Annotated in this window: 13 protein-coding genes and 1 tRNA gene; 3 read left to right on the forward strand and 11 right to left on the reverse strand. The window is 39.9% G+C overall.

All coding sequences use genetic code 11. From position 1 onward, the window contains the following. Positions 1 to 4: 4 nt before the first annotated feature. From LV92_RS15405 to LV92_RS15440, 8 genes are all read right to left on the reverse strand, one after another. Entirely contained in the window at positions 5 to 2,185 is a 2,181-nt protein-coding gene (locus tag LV92_RS15405) for a peptidase domain-containing ABC transporter (RefSeq protein ID WP_103440932.1), read from the reverse strand. Between the two features lie 612 nt (positions 2,186 to 2,797). After that, positions 2,798 to 2,872: transfer RNA gene (locus tag LV92_RS15410), tRNA-Val, on the reverse strand. 97 nt (positions 2,873 to 2,969) lie between these two features. Beyond that, a complete protein-coding gene (locus tag LV92_RS15415; protein WP_111624484.1) occupies positions 2,970 to 4,181 on the reverse strand; it encodes a bifunctional folylpolyglutamate synthase/dihydrofolate synthase in 1,212 nt (403 codons plus the stop codon). A gap of 125 nt (positions 4,182 to 4,306) precedes the next feature. Beyond that, positions 4,307 to 5,206, reverse strand: coding sequence for an energy transducer TonB (locus LV92_RS15420; RefSeq protein ID WP_111624485.1), 900 nt, complete (start codon positions 5,204 to 5,206; stop codon positions 4,307 to 4,309). Further along, on the reverse strand, positions 5,206 to 5,592 hold the full coding sequence (locus tag LV92_RS15425; RefSeq protein WP_031445231.1) for an ExbD/TolR family protein: 387 nt from the start codon (positions 5,590 to 5,592) through the stop codon (positions 5,206 to 5,208). The genes LV92_RS15420 and LV92_RS15425 overlap by 1 nt, the downstream gene beginning before the upstream one ends. A gap of 10 nt (positions 5,593 to 5,602) precedes the next feature. Beyond that, positions 5,603 to 6,295, reverse strand: a complete 693-nt coding sequence (locus LV92_RS15430; RefSeq protein WP_111624486.1) for a MotA/TolQ/ExbB proton channel family protein — start codon at positions 6,293 to 6,295, stop codon at positions 5,603 to 5,605. A gap of 49 nt (positions 6,296 to 6,344) precedes the next feature. Beyond that, on the reverse strand, positions 6,345 to 7,709 hold the full coding sequence (gene nhaD, locus LV92_RS15435; protein ID WP_111624487.1) for a sodium:proton antiporter NhaD: 1,365 nt from the start codon (positions 7,707 to 7,709) through the stop codon (positions 6,345 to 6,347). 20 nt (positions 7,710 to 7,729) lie between these two features. After that, positions 7,730 to 8,956, reverse strand: coding sequence for a Glu/Leu/Phe/Val dehydrogenase dimerization domain-containing protein (locus tag LV92_RS15440; protein WP_111624488.1), 1,227 nt, complete (start codon positions 8,954 to 8,956; stop codon positions 7,730 to 7,732). 238 nt (positions 8,957 to 9,194) lie between these two features. Between LV92_RS15440 and LV92_RS15445 the strand changes: the two genes are divergently transcribed. Next, positions 9,195 to 10,337 carry an acyl-CoA dehydrogenase gene (locus LV92_RS15445; RefSeq protein ID WP_111624489.1) on the forward strand — a complete coding sequence of 381 codons (1,143 nt, stop codon included), beginning with the start codon at positions 9,195 to 9,197 and terminating at the stop codon, positions 10,335 to 10,337. 135 nt (positions 10,338 to 10,472) lie between these two features. Here LV92_RS15445 and LV92_RS15450 read toward each other — a convergent pair whose 3' ends face one another. Both LV92_RS15450 and LV92_RS15455 read right to left on the reverse strand, forming a co-directional pair. Further along, positions 10,473 to 12,113: a thiol-activated cytolysin family protein gene (locus tag LV92_RS15450; protein ID WP_111624490.1), complete on the reverse strand. Its 1,641-nt coding sequence runs from the start codon at positions 12,111 to 12,113 to the stop codon at positions 10,473 to 10,475. A 163-nt stretch (positions 12,114 to 12,276) separates the two neighbouring features. Further along, positions 12,277 to 15,237: a tetratricopeptide repeat protein gene (locus LV92_RS15455; protein ID WP_111624491.1), complete on the reverse strand. Its 2,961-nt coding sequence runs from the start codon at positions 15,235 to 15,237 to the stop codon at positions 12,277 to 12,279. A gap of 677 nt (positions 15,238 to 15,914) precedes the next feature. On the opposite strand from LV92_RS15455, the gene gltB reads away from it, so the two are divergent. Further along, on the forward strand, positions 15,915 to 20,423 hold the full coding sequence (gene gltB, locus LV92_RS15460; RefSeq protein WP_111624492.1) for a glutamate synthase large subunit: 4,509 nt from the start codon (positions 15,915 to 15,917) through the stop codon (positions 20,421 to 20,423). Between the two features lie 7 nt (positions 20,424 to 20,430). Further along, positions 20,431 to 21,897, forward strand: a complete 1,467-nt coding sequence (locus LV92_RS15465; RefSeq protein ID WP_111624493.1) for a glutamate synthase subunit beta — start codon at positions 20,431 to 20,433, stop codon at positions 21,895 to 21,897. A 230-nt stretch (positions 21,898 to 22,127) separates the two neighbouring features. Here LV92_RS15465 and LV92_RS15470 read toward each other — a convergent pair whose 3' ends face one another. Next, the gene (locus tag LV92_RS15470) at positions 22,128 to 23,594 is read right to left on the reverse strand and encodes a sulfatase-like hydrolase/transferase (RefSeq protein ID WP_111624494.1); all 1,467 of its coding nucleotides are present in this window, start codon (positions 23,592 to 23,594) and stop codon (positions 22,128 to 22,130) included. Positions 23,595 to 23,609 lie beyond the last annotated feature (15 nt).

Raw genomic sequence — 23,609 nt, forward strand, 5'->3', positions numbered from 1 at the left:
TGTTCTATAATTGATTAAGGATTAGTTGATGATAAAAACCATTTAGTTCTACCAATTCCTTATGGCTGCCCTTTTCCACAATCTTTCCCTTGTCCATGACCAATATCTGATCTGCATTGCGCACCGTGGACAACCTATGGGCAACTAAGATTACCGTTTTGTCGACATAAAAAGACTTTAGGTTTTCAGAAATGACCTTCTCATTTTTGGCATCAAGGGCACTGGTCGCCTCATCAAAAAAGAGATAGTCTGGATTTTTATAGATGGCCCTTGCAATTAGCAGGCGCTGTTTTTCACCACCACTAAGGAGATTGCCATGTTCGCCTATCAAGGTGTCCAAGCCCAAGGGAAGATTCTCCACTAATTCGCTAAGATTGGCCATGACGACCACCTCGAACAATCTGTTCCGATCCGTAGGTCGGTTTGCCCTCGATTCCGTAATATTTCGTCCCAAAGTATCATTGAACAAGGAACTATCTTGAAGAACGGCACCACAATGTTCTCTCCATTTTTTCGTGTTCATAAATCTCAGGTTATCCTTTCCTATATTTATTTTACCCTTTACAGGTTCATATAATTTGAGCAATAATTTTAGAAGAGTTGTCTTTCCAGAACCACTAGAACCAACAATAGCCGTAATTTTCCCTTTGGGAATGGTTAGCGTAATATTGTCCAACACCTTATGTGAAGTACTTTCTCCATAAACAAAATCGAGATTTGTAATGCCAATGTGTCCTGGTTCAATGATTTCGGTCTTGGCAATTGGCAAAGACCCATTTTTTTCAGAATGGACTTCGGACAAACGCTTTAGGGAAAGGGTTGCACGTTGTAATCCTACTATAAAATCCAAAGTATTAGAAATTGGAATGGAAAGACTGCCTACAATAAATTGTATGGCCAACATAGTTCCGAGTGTAATTTCGCCATATACCACCGCTTTTGCGGACCAAAAAATTATGAAAATGCTGGTCATTTCATTAAGAAAGGAACCTCCTTTGAGCTGGATCTGATCTAGTTTCAAGATATCTATCTTTAACCTGTACAACCTTCCTTGGACTTTCTTCCATTCCATTTTGCGCCGACGTTCGGAACCATTCAGCCTTATATCACGAATAGCTGTTATCAGTTGGATCAAAAGCGACTGTTCCGAGCGGTTCAGATTGAATAGCTTATGGTCAAGTAGAGCTTTACGTTTTAGAAACAATACGGTCCAACCCATAAAGAGCAAAGTGCCCAACATAAAAATTACCAAAATGTCAATATTGAAGTAACCCAGTACAATTCCAAAGACCAAGATGCTGAACATATCAAACACAATGGAAAGGGAACGACCGCCCAAAAATTCGTCAATGCGATGGTGGTCATAGATTCGTTGCATAAAATCTCCCGTGGTCTTAGAATCAAAATAGGCAAAGGGCATAAGCAGCAATTTGTCCAAAAAATCGGAAATCATGGAAATGTTGATTTGAGTGGACATATGTAGTAACAGCCAGTCTCTAATAATCTCGGAGGCCAAACGAGTCAAAAAAAGAAAAATCTGGGCGATTACAACAAGGTGGATAAAACCAATATTTTCAAAATCAATTCCATAATCCACAAGGCTCTGTGTCAAGAATGGAAGAAGCAATTGAATTGTGGTGGCAAGTAAAAGTCCAAGGCACAATTGGCCAATATAAACCTTAAATGGCATTAAATATTTAATCAGGAAGCCTAACCCCGTGTGAGAGGTATCCTCTCCTGGGATGTTGGTAAAACTGTGGTTGGGTTCCACTAGTAAAAGAATGCCTTTTTCATTGTCCGGGGATGCCCATTTCTGAATAAATTCCTTATGACCATATTTTGCTATCCCAATTGCGGGATCTGAAACATATACATACCCCTTAGTTGCCTTGTAGACCACGAGAAAATGATTGTTCTCCCAATGTGCAATAGCTGGCAATGGAACGTCATTCACCAATTCCTCGATATCAGATCGTATTCCTATGGCGTCGATCCCGATGGTTTCCAAAGCCTCTGAAAGTCCTGCTAGCGATGCACCTCCCCTTCTAAGGTTGGAAATTTGTCTTAGATACTCCAAATTATAATCCTTTCCGTAATGTTTGGTGATGATTTTTAGACATGCGGGACCACAATCCATTTGATCGAGCTGGCGGTAATTCGGAAAATGGCTGGTACCAAACTTCATCTGCATTCCAATTACAATATCTCAAAATAACCCAAAAATTCAGATGAACCTTTAGACTTTGAAGATGGTTTATAAATGACGACCGATTAGTCTTGAATAACTTTTACAGATAAAAATCGTACGAACTACTTATCGTACTCAAAAACCTATGCAATTCCTGCATGGAATTCTTGCAGGAAAAGTTGATTGGGCGAACTAGCTAAATGAATTTATTCATTAAAATGTATTGTTCCAATTAGAAAAGGATACAAACTACTCAACGTATCCAATATCTATAAATCACTAGGATAATCTTTAAAAATGACTTCACTTACATTTAACTCCCAAAAAGATACAATAAATGTAGGAATTAACACAAGTAAATAATATTCAAAATTCAGATCGATGCTAAAAATGTAAGGGTTAATAAAATTAGACTCCATCCGTCGCGAACATGTCGGAGGTCCAAATACTCAGACTAAGTACTACAAATGAACTCAAATGAGGTCATTTGGGTTCAAAATATATTAAAGTTTTGTTAAAAGTAAAAGTGAGCGTAAAGTGAGCGTAAAGATGTAATTTGTAAAACCAAAAAAGGCTCCCAATTTCTTGGAAGCCTTGTCTTTGTTACCGTGGGCCCTACTGGGTTCGAACCAGTGACCCCCTGCTTGTAAGGCAGGTGCTCTGAACCAGCTGAGCTAAGAGCCCTAATTAATCAGTATTTAAAATCGCTTCCTAATTTCTCCAGAAGCGAGTGCAAATATAGAATAGTTTTTAATTTCCCCAAAGGAAAAAATAGAAAAATTTATACGATTTCTGCAACTACAAAAGTACTGCCCCCTACAAACACAAAATCGGTTTTATCCGCTACGCCCAAAGCAGCATTAACCGCTTCATTTACAGAAGAATAAGCATTACCATTCAAGCCAAACTCCAAGGACCTGGTTTTGAGTACAAGTTCATCCAAACCTCTCTGAATGTTAGGTCTGCAAAAATAGTAATGTGCATTTTTTGGAAAAAGAGGTAAAATTTGTTCCAAATTCTTGTCTTTTACAAACCCGATGACCAAATGGAGAGCGGTATATTTCTGTTGTTTTATTTGATCCAAAACAATGGACAAACCCTCCGTATTGTGGGCAGTATCACAAACCATCGTTGGGTTTTCACCAATAGTTTGCCATCTCCCCAGTAATCCGGTATTAGTAGAAACATTCAACAAGCCTTCAGCAATATGCTTCTCCCTAATGTCAAAACCCTTCAATTCCTTAATGGTGGCAACAACCCCCTTGACATTTTTCGCCTGGTAACTCCCCAACAAGGAAGTTTTATAGTTTCCAGGGATTACCTCGCCTGCAAAAATTATTTTGGAGCCTCTTTCGCCAGCTATACTGTTAAAAACAGTGGCTGTTTCTTCCTGCAGTTCGCTGATGACCACTGGTATCCCTGGCTTAATGATTCCTGCTTTCTCAAAGGCTATTTTGGCAATGGTATCGCCCAACATCTCCACATGATCATAGCCGATATTCGTAATCAATGAAACTTCTGGGATAATTATATTGGTAGAATCCAAACGACCTCCCAGTCCAACCTCTACAATGGCAATATCAATTTTTTCCTTTTCAAAATACTGAAAGGCCATTCCCACTGTCATTTCGAAAAACGAAAGGTCATGCGCCTCAAAAAAAAGTTTATTTTTCTTAATAAAATCGACAACAAATTTTTTGCTGACCGGTGTCCCGTTAATCCTGATCCGTTCCCTAAAATCCTTTAAATGTGGAGAGGTATACAAACCGACTCTATAACCCGCCTCTTGTAGAATTGAGGCCAGCATATGACTACTGGATCCTTTCCCGTTGGTCCCAGCCACATGTATACTTTTAAATTTTCGTTCGGGATGGCCCAAATATGCGGAGAGGGCCAGTATATTGTCCAACTTACCCTTAAATGCAGAAATTCCCTTTTGTTGGTACATGGGCAGTTGCGCGAACATCCATTCCAAAGTTTCCTGATAGGTCATTTATAGTCGTCTGTTGAAGTTAGAACAAAGTGCCGTTGCAATACCTTCAATTAATCTAATTAAAAAAGTAAATGAATATGTAAAATTACTTTAGGAAAATTGATTTCGGGCAATGCAGAAAAACCTTATTCCCCTAATTTAAAATTCACCACTACAAAACCAACTTGTTGGCTAGGAGCATTGGAATCCAGGTTCCATTGGTGCATAAAAGCAGTTTTCTTGGCAGGTTCCATTAGACAGGGATGCGTATTGGTAGTCCCTTTTACCCCAGGGGTGGCACTAACCACTTTACCATTTCGGTCCACAACAATTTTGACTACAACCATTCCTTCTTGATTGCATTCTTGTTGAACCTTGCCCTTATTCACCAAGGATCTTCCATTGAGTCCATAACCTCCGGTACCACTGCCCGACCCGGGACTTCCGTAATAACTTGTTGCGTATGGATCGCCGTCTGGCTGGCCTTTATCCCCGGCCTTATTATCATCACCTTCCCCTCCGGATGCAGTTCCTTCGGACTTATTTATACCTCCAATAAGCTCATCCAACTTGTTCTTTTTCGCCTGTTGCTCTTTCCTAACCTTTTCTTCGGCTTCCTTCTTTTCGCGAGCAACCCGCTCAGCTTCGGCCTGAGCCTTTTTGGCCGCCTCGTCAGCTTTGCGTTTAGCTTCCTGCTGCTGTTTAATTTTTATGGATTCCTCGTTTTCTTGGGTAAGTAATTTTTCGGCAGGTTTTTCCTTGGCTACCTTTTCCTCTGGCACCTGTTCCACCACTTCTTCTACCTTCTCCTCTTGAACCTTGGGTTCTTTAATAGGAGTGTTTAGGGGTTCTGATTTAATCTTTTCTTTGGGCTGTACCCTGCCGCTACCAAAATCGGTTGTACCAAAATTGACGGAAATACCATTTTCTATTGGAGGATCCAAATAGGTGAGTCCAATATAAAAAAGCAATAGCAATAGTACACTCAACAGAATTGTGGTAAGTGTAAATGATTTTTTCTCGTGTCTCGTGTTAAGTAATGACATTAATTTGGTCGCACTGCCAAAATAACCTTGTAATTATTTCTATTGGCAATATCCATTACGTTCACCGCCTCTTTGATGGCAACGCTCTCTTCTGCCCTAAGAATAATAGTAGGTTTCTCCTGTCCTTTTAGTGCCTTTTTTAATTCAATTTCTATATACTGTCCGTTTATCTTCTCGTTGTTCACAAAATATTCCAGATTCTTATTGATGCTTACAGATACATTTTGGGTATTTGTAGATTTCCCTTTTGCTTTGGGCAACAACAGATCCAATGCATTGGGCGAATTTGCAGTTAGCATAAAAAAGATAAGCAATAGGAAAACTATGTCCGTCATAGAGGACATGCTAAAATCTGGACTAACTTTATTTCTACCTTTTAGTTTCATTTGTTATGTTCTAAAGAGGTTCGTTCAATAAATCTAAAAATTCCACTGCATTGGCTTCCATTTTATGTACTACCTTATCCGTCCTGTTCACCAAATGATTATACCCTATGTAAGCAATAATACCTACAATAAGTCCCGCTACAGTAGTGGTCATTGCCGTATAAATACCGGAGGCCAAAGAACCCATTTCTGCCTGCCCGCCACTGCTTGCCATTTGATGGAATGCCAAAATCATACCAATTACGGTTCCCAAGAACCCAATCATTGGGGCTGCTCCGGCTACGGTGGCCAATACACTCACATTTTTTTCCAATTTATACACCTCCAGGGTACCTGCATTTTCTATAGCGGTATTAATATCGTCCAAAGGCTTCCCTATTCTGGATATTCCCTTTTCCGTTAACCTAGCTACTGGCGAATCTGTCTGGGCACACAATATTTTGGCCGCATCCAATTTACCATTGGTAACATGGTCCCGTATCTGGTTCATAAAATTGCTATCTATCTTAGAAGCTGCCTTGATTGCAAAAATCCGTTCAAAATAAATATACAGTGCCACAAAAAGCATTACAAACAAAACACTTATGATCAAGATACTTCCTGTACCGCCATTAACTATTAAATCAATGACAGAAAGCGTCTTTTCCTCGGACACAACTCCCTCTAATCCTGTCTCTTGAGCCAGGTCTTGTATCAATAACATATATTTTCTTTATTTAAGTTGCCTTAATAACGGTCTTTTATCGATTAAATTATGCGTTCAACACTAAATTTCTAATTAATATAAATCCTACGGCACCGGCAGCAAATCCTAGGAAAGCCAACCATGCTATTTTCTTCAAATACCAAAAGAAGTCTATTTTTTCCATTCCCATTGCCACAACACCTGCTGCAGAACCAATAATCAACATACTACCACCTGTTCCTGCGGAATATGCAATGAAATGCCAAACAGGATCATCCATTCCTACGGAGAACATTCCTATACTGGCCGCGACCAGTGGCACGTTATCTATTACCGCTGAACCAACACCAAGGAAAAGTACCACCAAATCCGAAACCAATTCCCCACCGGACTCTGTCCCCAACATAGGCATTACCTCATCCAAAGTACCAGCAAAATGGAACAACATCCCTAAAGATTCCAAAGCGGCCACAGCCATCAAAATACCCAAAAAGAAAAGAATACTTGGCAATTCAATTTTGGAAAGGGATGAATGCACAGGGCTGTGATGTGATTCTGCCTCACTTTCACCGTCTATGTTGGAAATACTGAATTTGGAACTACTATATATTTCGGCGAATGTAGCTACCAAGGCCAAAGAAAGCATCATACCAACGTAAGGTGGCAAATGGGTTATGGTTTTGAAAAAGGGAACAAATATAATAGCCCCTAATCCTAAATAAAGCATAGTAGCCCCGTATCTGGACTTAGTTGGCTCCTCATCGTCCATATCAGTATCAATATTACCAGAAAATGCCTTGTACCTACTTGCTATAAAGGTAGGCACTACCATACATATTATAGAGGGCAAAAGAACGTGTTCTATCAATTGGGCTGCAGATACCTTATTGGCGATCCATAGCATGGTAGTGGTAACATCCCCAATTGGAGACCAAGCCCCACCCGCATTGGCGGCAATAATTATCATACCGGCAAACCAAAGTCTTGTTTCCCTATCGTTGACCACCTTCTGAAGAATGGTAATCAATACAATTGTAGCAGTAAGGTTATCAATAATAGCTGAAAGTATAAAAGCCAAAATAGAGAACAACCACAACAATTTTCTTTTGCTCCTAGTTTTTATAAATCCTTTTATGGTTGCAAAGCCATCGAAATAATCTATTATTTCCACAATGGTCATGGCTCCTAGAAGGAAGACCAATATTTCTGCAGTTTTTCCAAGATGATGTAGCAAAATCTCATCTATATGGGTCGCCTCCAACTCCCGGAGCTCGGCATTGACCTCAAAAACCGGCATATGTGCCAAAGCTATAACCGCCCACAACAGAGCCATCATAGCCAAAGCGGGGATTAATTTGTCTATTTTCAGGTTATGCTCCAATGTTATTGCCAAGTAACCGGCAACGAATAAAATAATAATAATGGTCTCCATGCTATTATTGGTTTAGATTATTAGATTAATTGTTTCAAAGCAATCTCAAATCCGGTTTTACTGAGATTAACTTTTGATTTATTTTGGTCAAATATATTTAAAATTGCGTTTCTAATGGTATTCGAAGTGTCATTAAAAATAAGTTTATCATCCATTGGTACCCTCCCCTCCATAAAATAGGCAAAGACTCGGGCCATTCCGCAGTTGGATATAAAATCGGGAATTAGACTAACCCGTTCATCTGTATACTCCATTATTGGTCCAAAAAATATTTCTTTATCGGCAAATGGCACATTGGCCCCACAGCTAATCACGTCCAACCCGGCCTGGATCATTTTGGATATCTGTTCTTTTGTCACCAAACGGGATGCCGCACAGGGGACAAAAATCTCGGCGGGCAAATTCCATATTCTATCGTTCATTTCGGCAAATGGAATAATATTATCCGCAAAAAGCTCATTTCCCTTTTTATTTAGAAAGAATGTTCTTATTTCCTCCAGAGTATATCCGCCCTCATTGATTACCCCTCCGGCCCGATCGATAATCCCGACAACTTTAGCACCCATTTTGGCCAAATAAAAGGCCGCTGCGGAACCTACATTGCCAAAACCCTGAACAATGGCCCTTTTCCCTCTTACTGAACCACCGTGTATGTCATAATAATGTTTAACTGCTTCCGCCACTCCAAAACCAGTTATCATATCGGCAACCGTAAATTTTCTGGTCACCGACGGTGAGTAGTCTTCCCCTTCCAAAACCTTCACAACTCCCAATCTCAATTGACCGATCCTATTTATCTTGTCCGCCTCAGTAGGTTTAAAATGCCCGTTAAAAACACCTTCTTGCGGGTGCCAAACACCGGCATCTTCGGTAATAGGGATTACCTCGTTAATTTCATCAACATTTAAATCCCCTCCAGTACCGTAATAACTTTTCAACAATGGGGCTACCGCATGGTACCACCGTTTAAGCACTCCGGATTTTCTAGGATCGTTGGGATCAAAATTAATACCGGATTTTGCACCTCCAATCGGAGGTCCTGAAACCGTAAATTTCACCTCCATTGTTTTTGCCAAAGATAAGACCTCGTTCATATCCAATCCTTCCCTCATTCTGGTACCGCCACCAGCGGCCCCGCCGCGAAGGGAATTTATTACCGTCCATCCTTCCGCCTCCGTCTCTGGATCTTTCCAGTTGAAAACAATTTCAGGGGCTTTATTTTCATATATTTTTAATAACTCTTTCATTGCACCTCACAATTAATTAATTGATTTCACTTGCTATTAGGGGATATTTAACATCCTTTGGTTTATTTTACCAGCCTAGCTAATGTTGTCTCATAATTGTTAAGTTCTTTTACAGATAAAAAAGTATACAACCGAACAAATATAAAAATATAGATTAGGTTTTAATGTTTTTATTCCCCATTATTATTCCATTCTATACTCGTATATTTGTAATATTCTCATAATTTTTTTCTAACAAATGGATTTTACACTTTCGGAAGAACAGTTGATGATACAACAGGCAGCCAAGGATTTTGCCCAGAATGAATTACTACCCGGGGTCATAGAAAGGGATGACGCCCAGAAATTTCCTGTAGAACAAGTTAAGAAAATGGGGGAACTCGGATTTATGGGGATGATGGTAGACCCTAAGTACGGAGGAAGTGGCCTGGACACTATTTCATATGCCCTTGTTATGGAGGAACTCTCCAAAGTAGATGCCTCCGCCTCGGTAATCGTATCCGTAAATAATTCTTTGGTATGTTGGGGGCTGGAAACTTTTGGCAGTGAAGAACAAAAAGAAAAATATTTAACCCGTTTGTCCACAGGACAAAGTATTGGGGCATTCTGTCTTTCCGAGCCTGAAGCAGGCAGCGATGCCACCTCCCAAAAAACAACAGCTGTGGATCAAGGGGACCACTATGTCCTAAATGGTACCAAAAACTGGATTACCAATGGAAATTCGGCTGAAATATATTTGGTAATTGCCCAGACCGATATTTCGAAGGGACATAAAGGGATAAACGCTATAATTATAGAAAAGGGCATGCCCGGTTTTGAAATAGGCCCTAAGGAAAATAAATTGGGAATAAGGGGCAGTGACACTCACTCCCTCATATTTAACGATGTGAAGGTTCCCAAAGAAAATAGAATAGGGGAAGATGGATTTGGATTTAAATTTGCCATGAAAACTCTTGCCGGGGGAAGAATAGGAATAGCAGCACAGGCATTGGGCATTGCTGCAGGCGCCTATGAATTGGCCCTTAAATATTCTAAAGAGCGAAAGGCTTTTGGTACCGAGATTAGCAATCACCAAGCCATAGCTTTTAAATTGGCCGATATGCACGTACAAATCGAAGCTGCCAGACATTTGGTCTATAAGGCGGCCTGGGATAAGGACCAAGGTAATAATTATGACCTTTCAAGTGCAATGGCAAAGCTTTATGCTTCCCAGGTAGCCATGGATACCACCATAGAAGCTGTACAGATACACGGCGGGAATGGCTTTGTAAAAGATTATCATGTAGAAAGAATGATGAGGGATGCCAAGATTACACAGATCTACGAAGGCACTTCCGAAATACAAAAAATCGTAATTTCGAGGAGTATTTTGAGGGAATGATGGGAATTAGAAAGGGAACAAATATGTTATAATATAATTGTTCCCTTTCTAATTCCCATCATTCTTGATTTTTTGATTTCTTTATGAATAATCAAAAAGCCCAAATGAAATATAATTATGTTTTAACTTTTATGTTTATTGCCAAATAGGTGTTTTTACTATAGAGTACTCAAATTCAATGGTCTTAACATTTATTATTCCTTCACTTATTTTATGTGAAAAATTTGTAGCAGTATTAGTTTTCAAATTGGCATATGGCCACAAATAACTTTTATTATCAGATTTTATCAATTTTACAATTGGGCAAACATTTAGAGGAAAAATCGATGTAGTTGTGCAATAACCTGAAGTAACAGTAAAGGAAGTTTCTGAACTTGGGTTATCAGGTTTACTTATTATATCCAATGAACCTCCACTCCCGGGGCCAGACCATACGCCCAATACAACACCAGAATCTATTAATGTTCCCAAAGTTTTTCCATCTTGTTGAAGATAAGAAGAATAAAGACATGCCGCACAAATACCTTTTGTTAATTCAGCCTTATCCAAGGATATTTTAATATTGTACGCTACTGGCTCCTGACAATCCTGCCTTTGCTCATAAATGATATTACTGTTTATCTTTACCTTTACCCTATTACCATTGAGTGTTCTTGCGGTAAAAGAAATTGGAATGGCAGTCGCAACAGGGGCTGGTACGAAAAATTGGCTCCAATCCAGACTTGCCACGGCAGCGTTAGCACCATCCTCTGTACCACCGGCAGAATATATTTTGGTAGTGGAATTCTCTAACAATTCTTTTTGCTCATTCTTTAAATTAGCACCACCCTCTACATAATCAGCAAAAGATGCCTCAAGTGCGGCTGAGAGTTCAGATGCAGTACCTACAGAGGTAGATGTCATTGAAAATAATAATATGCGTCCATATGTTACGGATTCAATGTATAAGGGAATATTATCTTGCCCAATTTTTCCTGCAGATTCAAGTGCCTCTATATCGGCAAGAGTGGTCCCATCGCGAAAAAAATCGGCAGAAGTGGGCAGAAGATCCTCTGCCAACCTAACGGTAAATTTTTCCTGAACAAACCTTGCCATTACTGTATGAGTCTTTGCTTCACGACTATTGGACACATTAGTTGAACCCTCTAATCCTACCTGTGATTGCGGTTCGGTAAAACCTGCACTTACGCCCATAGCCAACATTGATTGACTAAACGATGATGACTCTTCAATTTTAAAATTCATTTGGCCTGCACCGGCCTGGTTGCCTTCTTCCATGTTTCCGGCCTCAATTTGCATTTCGGCTATTGCTTGTTGAACTGTTACACTGTTCGGCTTATCAACCACTCGAAAGGTATTGTTTATTACTAAGTCAGAATTTATAGTAATGGGTGCCCGATCCGTTATTACCAACTTAATATCACCAGGTTCAACGGAATTTCCTTCAATGATCGCACCGGGCCATATTTTTCCTTGATTGGTCCCAACGCAAATAATCTTTTCTTGAGATGCAACTAAATTTTTCTTGATGGCAGGACATTTCCAAGGAACGTTCGTTTCTGTGTATGCAATAATATCATCCAACGGAATATCTGGCTCGGCTGTAATGGAAGTGTTTTCCCAATCGGGGATATTATTGAAATATGTATTGATAGATTCTACTTCCGGGCTAACTTCCTTTGTTGAACCTGAATCAGGATCGCTTGAGCATTGATAAAGTAATGCTAAGGTTAACAACACAAGGGCCATCTTATGGTTGTTCTTCACTTTTTTCATGATGTTTGTATTTTATTGGTTACCATCCAAAGAAAACACTCATGCCTCTACAAGGCCTATCACATTGGTCGCATAAGCTATTACATTGGTAGCGAAACAACAAAGCCAGCCGAATACAGGCGTTTTTTTTTACCGTTCGTTTAAAAAGATGGCAGTCTAAATGCTATTTCTGAATTTCCGAAGGGGTATGCCCAAATTGTTCATGAAAGCACTTGGAAAAATAGGAAGGGCTACTAAACCCGACCTGGTAGGCAATCTCGGAAGCTGTGGCAGCATTTTGTTTTAGTAGGTCGTGGGCGCGTTGCAAGCGAAAGGTTCTTATAAATTGTGTCGGTGCCTGACCTAACAAGGCCTTCAATTTTCTATGTAATTGGGAACGACTCATACCTATCGCCAATGCCAAAGGTTCTACACCAAACAGTTCGTCGCCCATATTTGCCTCCACCACTTTAATAATTCTTTCAAGAAAGGCCTCATCGACTGAATTAACAGCAATATCACTGGGTTTAAGCACTGCCTCTCGCTTGTATTTTTCCCTCAATTTTTCTCTAGAGCTTATAAGATTGTCCACTTTCAACAATAATTCCTTTGGAGCAAAAGGTTTAGTCACATAATCGTCCGCATGGGTCTCCAACCCTTCCATTTTGTCTTCCAAACTTGCCTTGGCGGTCAGCAAAATGATAGGGATATGACTGGTTTTTTCGTCTTGCTTCAGCGTTTTGCACACAACATACCCATCTTTCTTGGGCATCATGACATCGCTGATGATCATATCGGGAACGTGCTCCAGCGCCATTTCAATGCCCTGTTGCCCATCTTGAGCCTGCAAAATTTGATATTCCCATTGAAAAATATCCTTTAGATAATTCATCACGTCTATATTATCCTCCACCAACAGCAATAAGGGCTTTGATCGATCGACCGCGCCATCGTCATCCGGAAAATCAATTTCTGTAAGGGTGTTTATCATCGTTTCATGTTCTTGGTTCAGCAAAGGCACCATGGACATCACTTCTGCTGCCTTAAAGTGCTCCTTCCCAACCGGCATCTCAATTGTAAAATCGGTGCCGAACCCGACTTGGCTCGCAACCTTGATCGCACCCTGGTGCAGATCTACCAATTCTTTGGTTAGGGCCAAGCCGATGCCAGTACCGTCATATCCATTTTCTTGGTCATTTGTGCTTTGATAAAAACGATTGAAAATCTGAGCGAGATCTTTTTCCGGAATACCCACTCCCGTATCGCTTACCGTAATGGTATAAAAACTCGCTCGACTGTTGGCGGCATTGGTATCGACAAGGACTTTGACCGTGCCGTTTTGCGGGGTGAACTTAAAAGCATTCGACAACAAGTTCACCAACATCATTTCCAATTTTTCGCGATCTACAAAAACTTTTAAATGATTTGAATCGGAGTTTATTTGTAAATCTATTTTCTTTAGCTCTGCCAAGGAATGAAACGCCATGGCAACGCCACGGACGATAGGAATTATATCCATCTCGGCCACTTTGAGCTTAAACTTCCCAGCTTCCAGTTTCGACAAGTCCAATAGCTGGTTGATGAGCTTCAAAAGCCTGTTGGCATTCTTTTTCATAACCTTCAAACTATATTTTACTTTTTGGTCATCAGTTTCGCAAAGCATGGTTTCTATCGGCCCCAAAATCAAGGTAAGCGGCGTCCTGAACTCGTGCGAAATATTGGCGAAGAATTTAGATTTCATTTGATCTACTTCCTGCTCTTTTTCCAGTAAAAGTCTATTTTTATTAGTTTTTAATCGCTGTTGGTTAAACATTAATAATAAGATAACAGAAGTCAATACGCCGCCTGCCAAATAAGTCTTTCTAGTATAGTCCGCCGTTTGCCTTTGCTCTTTCAACAGAAGAATTTCCTTTTCGTTTTTACTTGTTTCGTATTGGATTTCGAGTTCATCTATTTTCGCTTTGGCCTTAAGGGTGTAAATGCTATCCTTTAACTTATACGATTGTTCCAAATAATTATAAGCATTGATCAAATCCCCCAAACTTTGAACCGATTGAGCCAATAGCATATAACCAACCCGTTGTTGGTTAATATCAACGCCATCCGAGATTGCAATGGCCTCCATTGCATATTTTTTTGCTTCTAATGGCCTTCCCATAGCAAAATAGGTTTCACTAATGTCATTGAAAGTATGGGCTGCACTTGGCTTATTCTCAAGATCTTTTTTAATCTTCAAAGCAGCAAAAAGATAGGTTAGGGATTCCGAAAATTTCCCTTGACTCCTCAAGGTGGACCCCAGATTGCCCATCAAAATTGCCTCAACCAATTTGAAATTAAGTTCCTTAGCCGAAATTAGTGCCTCACTATAATATTCAATGGCCTTGTCATACTTGCCCATTTTCTGGTTTGCGACTCCCAATCTCAATAGACTGTTCATAACCCCTTTCCTGTCATCAATATCCAGACTCAAGGTTAAGGATTTTAAAAAATATTCCTTGGCTTTTTCCAATTTGGAAGTCAGCAGGTAGATATTTCCAATATTCGTATAAACTACAGACATTTCTCTGTAATCATAAAGTGTTTCCCTAATTTCCAGGGCTTTAAAGTAATAGGCCAATGCTCTATCATATTCGGCTAAGCGATAATAAAAGACACCAAAAAAATGAAAACACGATGCCATCCCGTTCTTTTGGTCCAAATCTGTATAGATTGCCAAGGAAAGGTCGATATATTCCACTGCTTTGGGTAAATTATTTTCCTGTTCATAATACCCACTCATCAATTTATACCCCAAAGCAATAAGAGATTGATCGTTTATCTCCCTTGCTAATCCCATGCCTTTCTGGTAATAGATCAAAGCATTGTTCTTTTCTCCCTTACTGTTTATTAGCCGTCCTAATTCATAATAACTCCGAATCTCCCCTTCTTTATAGGACAACTGTTTAGCCAAGTTGTTCGCTTGCTTGGCACATGTAATTGCCTTCCCATCATTCAAATAATCGTACTGTTCTACTAGTTCGAGAAATATATCTACTTTGGGATTGCCCTGAGAAATCACCAATAAAGTATTGAGACTATCAATCTTATGTTGCTGTGCAAAAAGACCATAATTCATAATCACTAAGAGGATAAAGAGATGGCGCATTTACGGTTTTCTTGAGGGAATTGTTAAATAAATTACAAAGAAAAATGATGCATACCATCAAATTCCATTTTTTAAACTAAAAATGATTAATTTAGCCCTACTATAATGCCTTTCAACGAGCGATTTTTCAGACGTTAGGCTTTTAAGTATATTTTCATGATATTAAATCTGAAATAACTTATATGTCAAGGATTTAATTTTTAGAGTAACTTCAAAAAAGGTTGAAATCCCAATATTAAAAGCAAGATTGCTTCCAATTAAAATTAAAAAAGAAAGGCAATAAAATTATTTTTATCCATAATGAAGGCACTTCCGAAATTCAGAAAATTGTAATTTCGCGTAGTATATTAAAAGGATAAAAATCACTAAATTTGACATACCCCTTGTTTTTTACGGGGTAAGGCTTAAAAATATATAATTTATAAATAACAACCCCTAACCTAAGAAGGGGAATTAACCAGAAATAACCAATTTTACATTATTAACCCCCCTTTAATAGGAAAAAAATCAATATATAAAGATTAATATTGAGGAAATCCCAATTTAATGGGCTCAAATATCAGAATATGCATTTTTTTTAACGTTGAATTATAAACGTTGAATTTCTTATACACAATTTAATATAGCACTGCATTAAATGTAAATATTTTGATATTTTTGAATAAATATGATAATTTATGAAGCTGAGAAAACAAGGATTGTACCTACCGGAATTTGAACATGATAACTGTGGCGCAGGATTTATTTGTAGTCTGAAAGGAAAAAAGTCGAATGATATTATTCATAAGGCTTTGGAAATATTAGAAAGGCTGGAGCACAGAGGAGCTGTAAGTTCGGATGGAAAAACTGGAGACGGTGCTGGAATCCTAATAGACATTCCACATGATTTTTTTCAGGACGTATGCAACTTTGAGCTTCCTGAACCTGGTAGTTATGCCGTGGGCAATGTCTTTTTACCTCAAAAGGAAAACCAACGGGACTATTGTATACAGGTTTTTGAATCCAATATAAAAAAACAAGGTTTAAAATTATTGGGTTGGAGAGAAGTCCCTGTAAACAAATCCATTCCTGGAAGAATAGCCGCAGAGACAGAACCTTACGTTAAGCAAGTATTTGTTGCGAGAGAGAATGATGAACAAGATTTCTTCCATTTTAACCTAAAGTTATTCATAGCCAGAAAGGTTACGGAACATACCGTAAACGCTTCCAAATTGTCGGAAAGCAAATTTTTCTATGTTCCGAGTCTTTCCACGAAAATCATAATCTTCAAAGGGCTTTTGATGCCAGAAGATATAAGTTTATATTATAAGGACCTTATGGACCCAAGGGTAGTTACCCGTCTGGCCCTTGTACATCAACGTTTTTCCACCAATACTTTCCCTACTTGGGATTTGGCACAGCCTTTCCGTTATATGTGCCATAATGGGGAAATAAACACCCTTAGAGGCAATGTTACAAGAATGCGCTCTAGGGAGGAATTAATGAAGAGTGATTGGTTTGGGGACGAAATAAAAAATATTATTCCTATAATACTACCCGGAAAATCGGATTCAGCCACTATGGACATGGTTGTTGAACTGTTGTTAATGACAGGAAGATCACTCCCAGAGGTTATGATGATCTTAGTACCTGAGGCTTGGGAAAAGAATAATGAAATGTCCGAAGCAAAAAAGGCATTTTATGAATACCACTCCTGTTTAATGGAACCATGGGACGGGCCTGCTTCTATCCCCTTTACCGATGGAAACTACATAGGTGCTGTATTGGACAGAAACGGATTGCGTCCGTCCAGATATTCTGTGACCAAGGACGGTTATGTTATAATGTCGTCTGAGGTTGGGGTTGTAGAACTTGAGCCCGAAAATATTGAAATGCACGGAAGATTGGAGCCAGGAAAAATGTTCTTGGTAAACATGGAAGAAGGGCGCATTATAAATGATGAAGAAATTAAGGAAGCCATTGCCGTTAAGTATCCCTATAAAAAATGGCTGGACAAGAATTTGGTCCACCTTAAGGATATCCCATACAATGACTGCCCACTTTTCCTTAATGAGGCATCTGTACAAAAGAGAAAAGCGGTATTTGGATATACCCTGGAAGATATAAACACCATTATACTTCCCATGGGAAAAACGGCCAAGGAACCATTGGGATCAATGGGGTCTGACACTCCTATCGCCATCCTATCCGATCGTCCACAATTAATTTACAACTACTTTAAGCAATTGTTCGCCCAGGTTACCAATCCGCCCTTGGATGGTATTCGCGAAGAGCTTATTACGGATATTAGCCTCACCCTCGGCAGCGATCATAATATTTTTGAATTTTCCGAACTTCATTGCAGAAAATTAAAGATTAAAAATCCAGTTATATCCAAAGAAGATTTGGATAAAATAAAGAATTATGATGCCAGTCCAGACTACAAGGTAGTTTCCATTTCAATGCTTTACGACATTGAAAAGGGACATAATGGCCTTGAGGATGCTTTGGAATCCATTTTGCACCAAGCAGAACAAGCCATTGATGAAGGTACCAATATCATTATTCTATCGGATAGAAACGTAAGTAAAGAGAAGGCTCCTATTCCAGCTTTATTGGCATGTTCGTTCGTAAACAGCGGACTACAACGGTTGGGGAAACGTTCCAAACTAAGCGTAATTATTGAATCTGCCGAACCTAGGGAAGTGCATCATTTTGCATTGTTATTTGGATTTGGTGCCAGCGCAATAAACCCATATTTGGTAAACGAAATTATAGCGGAACAAATTGAGGAGCAAGATATTACCCAATACACTTTTGAAGAAGCCATTAACAACTACAACAAAGCAGTAGGCAAGGGCATTCTCAAGGTAATGAACAAAATTGGAATTTCTACTCTAAATTCATACCGCGGATCCCAATTGTTCGAATGTATTGGAATAAACACCTCAACTGTAGACAAGTACTTCCCTAACACACCTACCAGAATTCAGGGCATAGGGCTATATGAAATAGAGAAGGAAATTTCAAAGCGTCATCACAAGGCTTACACAGATAAAGATATAGCCGCAAATCTGGATTTGGAAATCGGCGGACAATATCGTTGGAGAAGGGATGGTGAAAAACACCTTTTCAACCCCTTAAGTATTGCCAAACTGCAAAAGGCGGTTAGAAACAATGAGCCGGAATCCTATAATGACTTTGCCAAAATGGTGAACGAACAATCCAAGGATTTGATGACCATACGCGGTCTTTTTGAATTCTCCAATTACGACCCTATTCCTTTGGATGAAGTGGAGCCATGGACAGAAATAGTAAAACGTTTTAAAACTGGTGCAATGTCCTATGGATCCATTAGCAAGGAAGCCCATGAAAATTTGGCTATCGCTATGAACAGGATCGGCGGAAAAAGTAATTCGGGTGAAGGCGGCGAAGATGCAGAACGTTTTTACAAGAACCAAACAGGGGATTGGAAAAACAGTGCCATAAAGCAAGTCGCTTCCGGAAGATTTGGGGTTACCTCCAATTATTTGACCAACGCCCAAGAAATTCAGATTAAAATGGCACAGGGAGCTAAACCAGGTGAAGGAGGACAGTTACCCGGACCAAAAGTAAATCCGTCCATAGCCAAAACCAGAAATTCCACGCCATATGTAGGATTGATTTCACCTCCACCCCACCATGATATATACTCAATAGAGGATTTATCCCAATTGATTTTCGATTTAAAATCTGCAAATCGCGAAGCCAGGATAAACGTTAAATTGGTTTCTGAAGTGGGAGTGGGAACAGTTGCAGCTGGTGTTGCAAAAGCAAAGGCCGATGTTATTCTTATATCCGGCCATGATGGTGGTACAGGGGCCTCCCCATTAACCTCATTAAAGCACGCAGGACTTCCTTGGGAATTGGGAATTGCCGAAGCACAACAAACCTTGGTACTGAACGACCTTAGGAACAGGATAGTCCTGGAATGTGATGGCCAGTTAAAAACAGGAAGAGATGTTGCCATAGCCTGTTTGTTGGGAGCAGAAGAATTTGGATTTGCCACAGCACCCTTGGTAGCCTCAGGATGTATCATGATGCGTGTATGTCACTTAAATACCTGCCCAGTAGGTATTGCGACACAAAATCCTGAACTGCGCAAGAAGTTTGAAGGCAAGCCGGAGCACGTTGTGAACTATATGTATTTTGTTGCCCAAGAGCTTAGGGAAATAATGGCTCAGTTAGGGTTTAGGACTATTGAGGAAATGGTTGGACAAGTACAAAAACTGGACCGTAAAAAAGCTTTGGCACATTACAAAGCCGCAGGTATAGACCTTACTCCGATTTTATATCAAGTTGACGTACCAAAAGGAACCAAATTCTACAATACCCAGAAGCAACAACACGATATTGACAAATCTATTGAGTTCGAAATTTTGGAAAAAGCGCATCCGGCCTTGTTCAGAAAAGAGAAACTCTCTTTGGATTTCCCAATCCATAATACCGACAGAGCAGTTGGAGCGATTACCAGTAACGAAATCTCTAAAATTTACGGTGCAGAAGGATTACCAGAAAACACACTTAAACTTAATTTCACCGGTTCGGCCGGACAAAGTTTTGGTGCATTTGCAACCAAAGGCCTTACCATGATCGTCAATGGAAACACCAATGATTATTTAGGTAAAGGATTATCCGGAGCTAAGCTAATTATAAAAGTACCCTACAAGTCCACTCTAAAACCAGAGGAAAACGTGATAACCGGAAACGTTACGCTTTATGGCGCAACCTCTGGAGAAGCCTATATAAACGGAAAAGCCGGTGAACGTTTCTGCGTAAGAAATTCAGGAGCACAGGCTGTCGTAGAAGGTATTGGCGACCATGGTTGCGAGTATATGACCGGTGGTACAGCGGTTATTCTTGGTGAAGTAGGAAGAAATTTTGGAGCTGGAATGAGTGGTGGTATTGCCTACATCTTTGATGAAAAAAATACCTTTAGAAAAAATTGCAATACAGAGTCCCTAAACATTTTAAAGGTAGAGGATGACAATGACATTGCTGAACTGAAAGGCCTTATAGAAAATCACTATAACGCCACACTTAGCCCAATAGCCCAAAGAATCTTGGAAAATTGGGAAGATTGCCTACCAAAATTTGTCAGGATTTTCCCTGAAGAATACAAGCAGGCTTTGATACGTTTAGAAAAAGAAAAATTAGAAACGATATAATCGAAATATGGGAAAGATAACAGGATTTTTGGAATTCGATAGAAAAGTAGAAGAATACGCACCTGTAGAGGATAGAGTAAAAAACTACAAGGAATTTACGCTCCCCATGAAAGAAAAGGAGCTAAAGGACCAAGGTGCCAGATGTATGGACTGTGGCATTCCTTTTTGTCACAGTGGGTGTCCGTTAGGTAATCTAATACCTGATTTCAACGACGCAGTTTACCTTGGCAAATGGGATAAAGCTGCTGAGATATTGCACTCTACCAACAACTTCCCGGAATTCACGGGTAGGCTTTGTCCGGCTCCTTGCGAGGAAGCCTGTGTATTGGGTATCAATGAAGACCCGGTAACTATAGAGAACATTGAGAAAAACATTGTTGAAACAGCTTTCAAAAAAGGTTGGGTAGTAGCAGAACCTCCCGTTAGCAGGACTGGAAAATCAGTTGCCGTTATTGGATCTGGTCCCGCCGGACTTGCAGCGGCCCAGCAGTTGAACAGAGCTGGACACCTGGTCACCCTTTTTGAAAGGGATGAAAAAGTTGGTGGTCTTCTTAGATATGGTATTCCTGATTTTAAAATGGAAAAAACTATCATTGATAGAAGGGTTAAGATTTTAGAAGAAGAAGGAATTATTATTAAGACCGGTGTTAATGTGGGCGTTGATGTTTTGGCCACAGAACTTAAGGATCAATTTGATGCCATTGTACTATCCGGCGGAGCTACCGTTAGAAGAGGATTGCCTATAGAAGGAGCCGACCTTAAAGGGGTGGTACAGGCCATGGATTTCTTAAAACAAAATAATAAGCGCGTAGACGGCATTAAAGATCTGGGCGAGGAAATAAAAGCTACTGGCAAGAACGTTGTGGTTATTGGCGGGGGAGATACGGGATCTGACTGTATTGGAACCTCAATTAGACACGGCGCCACTTCAGTTTCCAACTTTGAAATATTGGGAAAACCTCCAGTAGGACGTCCGGAAGATCAACCATGGCCATTTTGGCCCATGCGTTTGCGCACCAGTTCTTCCCACAAAGAAGGTGTTGAGCGATTCTTTAGCATTTCCACCAAAAAATTTATTGGTGATAAAAATGGTAATTTAAAAGGACTTATTACTTCTGAAGTAGAATGGATTTCACAACCGGGCAAACGTCCTATACTTAAGGAAGTTCCAGGTACAGAAAAAGAGTGGAAATGTGAATTGGCACTTTTAGCCATGGGTTTCACGGGTTCAGAAATGACTATTGCCGAGCAATTGGGTCTTGAAGCCGATCCACGTACCAACATTAAAGCCAGTGAAGTAGATTACAAGACCAACGTCCCCGGCGTATTTGTGGCTGGTGACCAAAGAAGAGGACAATCCTTAATAGTTTGGGCCATTTCCGAAGGTAGACAAGCGGCTTACCATGTGGATACCTACCTCATGGGAACCTCCTATTTACCATTAAAAGGAGAAGGAGACCTTCCAAGGGTTTAATATATTTTCTGAATACAATAATAGATCAAAAAAAATCCGACCTCTTAAATGGGTCGGATTTTTTTTATTTTTCAAATTTAGATTCTTGTCACTACAGAATTCCCTTTTATTAATAAGGTGTATTGGCCTATAACATAATTTTATTGATGGCATCTTGGAAAAGATAACTCCACAAAATTTAAAATCAACGATATCCCAACTATTGCATCAGTCCTAGTGCAAGTGTGGCATTACATTTTCCATTTACCGCTCTCAGCGGTAATTTCCACATCCCATTCCTGAACTGGATTATTTTTGTACCTAGGGTCACTGTCCTCCAGTGGAAAGGAATTAACTACCTCCAACAACTTGTTATAACTATTTTTCCTCTCTGAATTGTCCAAACTGTCGACAAGGTTATGACGCTCAAAGGGATCTTGAACCAAATCAAAGAACTTTTCCGGTTTACCCTTGGAATCTATAAATAATTTGAATTGTTGGTCTCGAAGGACCCTATCCCTGTATCTATATTGATTTTCCACACCATTTTCGGTGAGCCTTGCAAAATTTCCTCCACCCATGCCAAGTATCCATTTTCGTTCCGAGGCCTCATCGCCCTTAAGCAAAACATTCATAAAAGACTTACCGTCGATTGTGTGCGAAGCGTTCGTGTCGGTCCACTTATCCTTTGAGTTAACCCCTGCAATATCCAAAAAAGTGGGAAGTATATCCGTAAAATCGATAAGTGCATTCGATTCCTGACCCGCTTTTACATGTCCTGGCCAACTAACCACAAATGGTTCACAAATTCCAGCCTCCAAGGTAGTGGACTTACCACCTTTTACCTGTTCTCCTTTATAAGTACCGGTGATGGATTGCGTAGTACCATTATCTGTAGTAAAGACAATCATGGTGTTTTCCAACAGACCATTTTCCTTTAAAGCATTTACCAGTTGCCCTATAATCTTATCGGTATAGCGAACCATGGCCTTGTGCTTGCCCAAATTATCATTTGCAGTTTCGTCCGGGGTGTTTACCAAGGGAGTATGGGTCAATACCATGGGATAATAGACAAACATGGGACCTTCCTTATTTTGTTGCAGAAAGTCTATGATAAAATCCCGAAAAATATCCGGTCCAAAAGCGCCAGGATAAGTCTTACTACCTTTTTTGGTGAAAATATAGGGATCCCAATATCTTTCAGCGCTGGCCCCGATACCCGCTTCGTAACCCGTCCACATACAATACTCATCAAATCCAGCTTTCTCCAATGCATCCGGTTCTATCCGAAAATCATCAATCTGCCATTTACCGGCTATGCAGGTTTTGTAACCCGCTCTTTTCATTTCATTTACCAAGGTAGGGTTCTCTGTTTCATCAAAATGAGCACTCCCGCCCCAGCGGGGAACATCCCAATGATTGACCCAACCGTGCCTAAACGGGTATTGTCCTGTAAGCAATGTGACCCGTGTTGGAGTACATTGGGGCATGGAATACACATTGTTGAACTTAAGGCCAGACTTGGCCAGTGCATCTATATTAGGGGTCTCTATATCTTCCGCACCGTAACCGCTGATCCACTCCTTCCCCAGATCATCGACCAAAATGAACAATATGTTTGGGGGTTGCTCGTCCGTGGATGACTTGATTTTTGCCGTATCCCCACAACCATAAAAAAACACTAGGGTGCAAGCAAAAAGAATTCTTTGTATCAACATGAATGGATATTAAGC

The sequence above is a fragment of the Arenibacter echinorum genome (genome assembly GCF_003259375.1).
In the GTDB taxonomy this organism is placed as follows: domain Bacteria; phylum Bacteroidota; class Bacteroidia; order Flavobacteriales; family Flavobacteriaceae; genus Arenibacter; species Arenibacter echinorum.

Excerpts from the sequence above, each read along its gene's own strand:
- LV92_RS15450 (WP_111624490.1), bottom strand. The coding sequence starts at position 12,113 with ATGAAAAAAGTGAAGAACAACCATAAGATGGCCCTTGTGTTGTTAACC.
- LV92_RS15445 (WP_111624489.1), top strand. The coding sequence starts at position 9,195 with ATGGATTTTACACTTTCGGAAGAACAGTTGATGATACAACAGGCAGCC.
- gltB (WP_111624492.1), top strand. The coding sequence starts at position 15,915 with ATGAAGCTGAGAAAACAAGGATTGTACCTACCGGAATTTGAACATGAT.
- LV92_RS15470 (WP_111624494.1), bottom strand. The coding sequence starts at position 23,594 with ATGTTGATACAAAGAATTCTTTTTGCTTGCACCCTAGTGTTTTTTTAT.
- LV92_RS15420 (WP_111624485.1), bottom strand. The coding sequence starts at position 5,206 with ATGTCATTACTTAACACGAGACACGAGAAAAAATCATTTACACTTACC.
- LV92_RS15405 (WP_103440932.1), bottom strand. The coding sequence starts at position 2,185 with ATGAAGTTTGGTACCAGCCATTTTCCGAATTACCGCCAGCTCGATCAA.
- LV92_RS15455 (WP_111624491.1), bottom strand. The coding sequence starts at position 15,237 with ATGCGCCATCTCTTTATCCTCTTAGTGATTATGAATTATGGTCTTTTT.
- LV92_RS15430 (WP_111624486.1), bottom strand. The coding sequence starts at position 6,295 with ATGTTATTGATACAAGACCTGGCTCAAGAGACAGGATTAGAGGGAGTT.
- LV92_RS15440 (WP_111624488.1), bottom strand. The coding sequence starts at position 8,956 with ATGAAAGAGTTATTAAAAATATATGAAAATAAAGCCCCTGAAATTGTT.
- LV92_RS15465 (WP_111624493.1), top strand. The coding sequence starts at position 20,431 with ATGGGAAAGATAACAGGATTTTTGGAATTCGATAGAAAAGTAGAAGAA.
- LV92_RS15425 (WP_031445231.1), bottom strand. The coding sequence starts at position 5,592 with ATGAAACTAAAAGGTAGAAATAAAGTTAGTCCAGATTTTAGCATGTCC.
- LV92_RS15415 (WP_111624484.1), bottom strand. The coding sequence starts at position 4,181 with ATGACCTATCAGGAAACTTTGGAATGGATGTTCGCGCAACTGCCCATG.
- nhaD (WP_111624487.1), bottom strand. The coding sequence starts at position 7,709 with ATGGAGACCATTATTATTATTTTATTCGTTGCCGGTTACTTGGCAATA.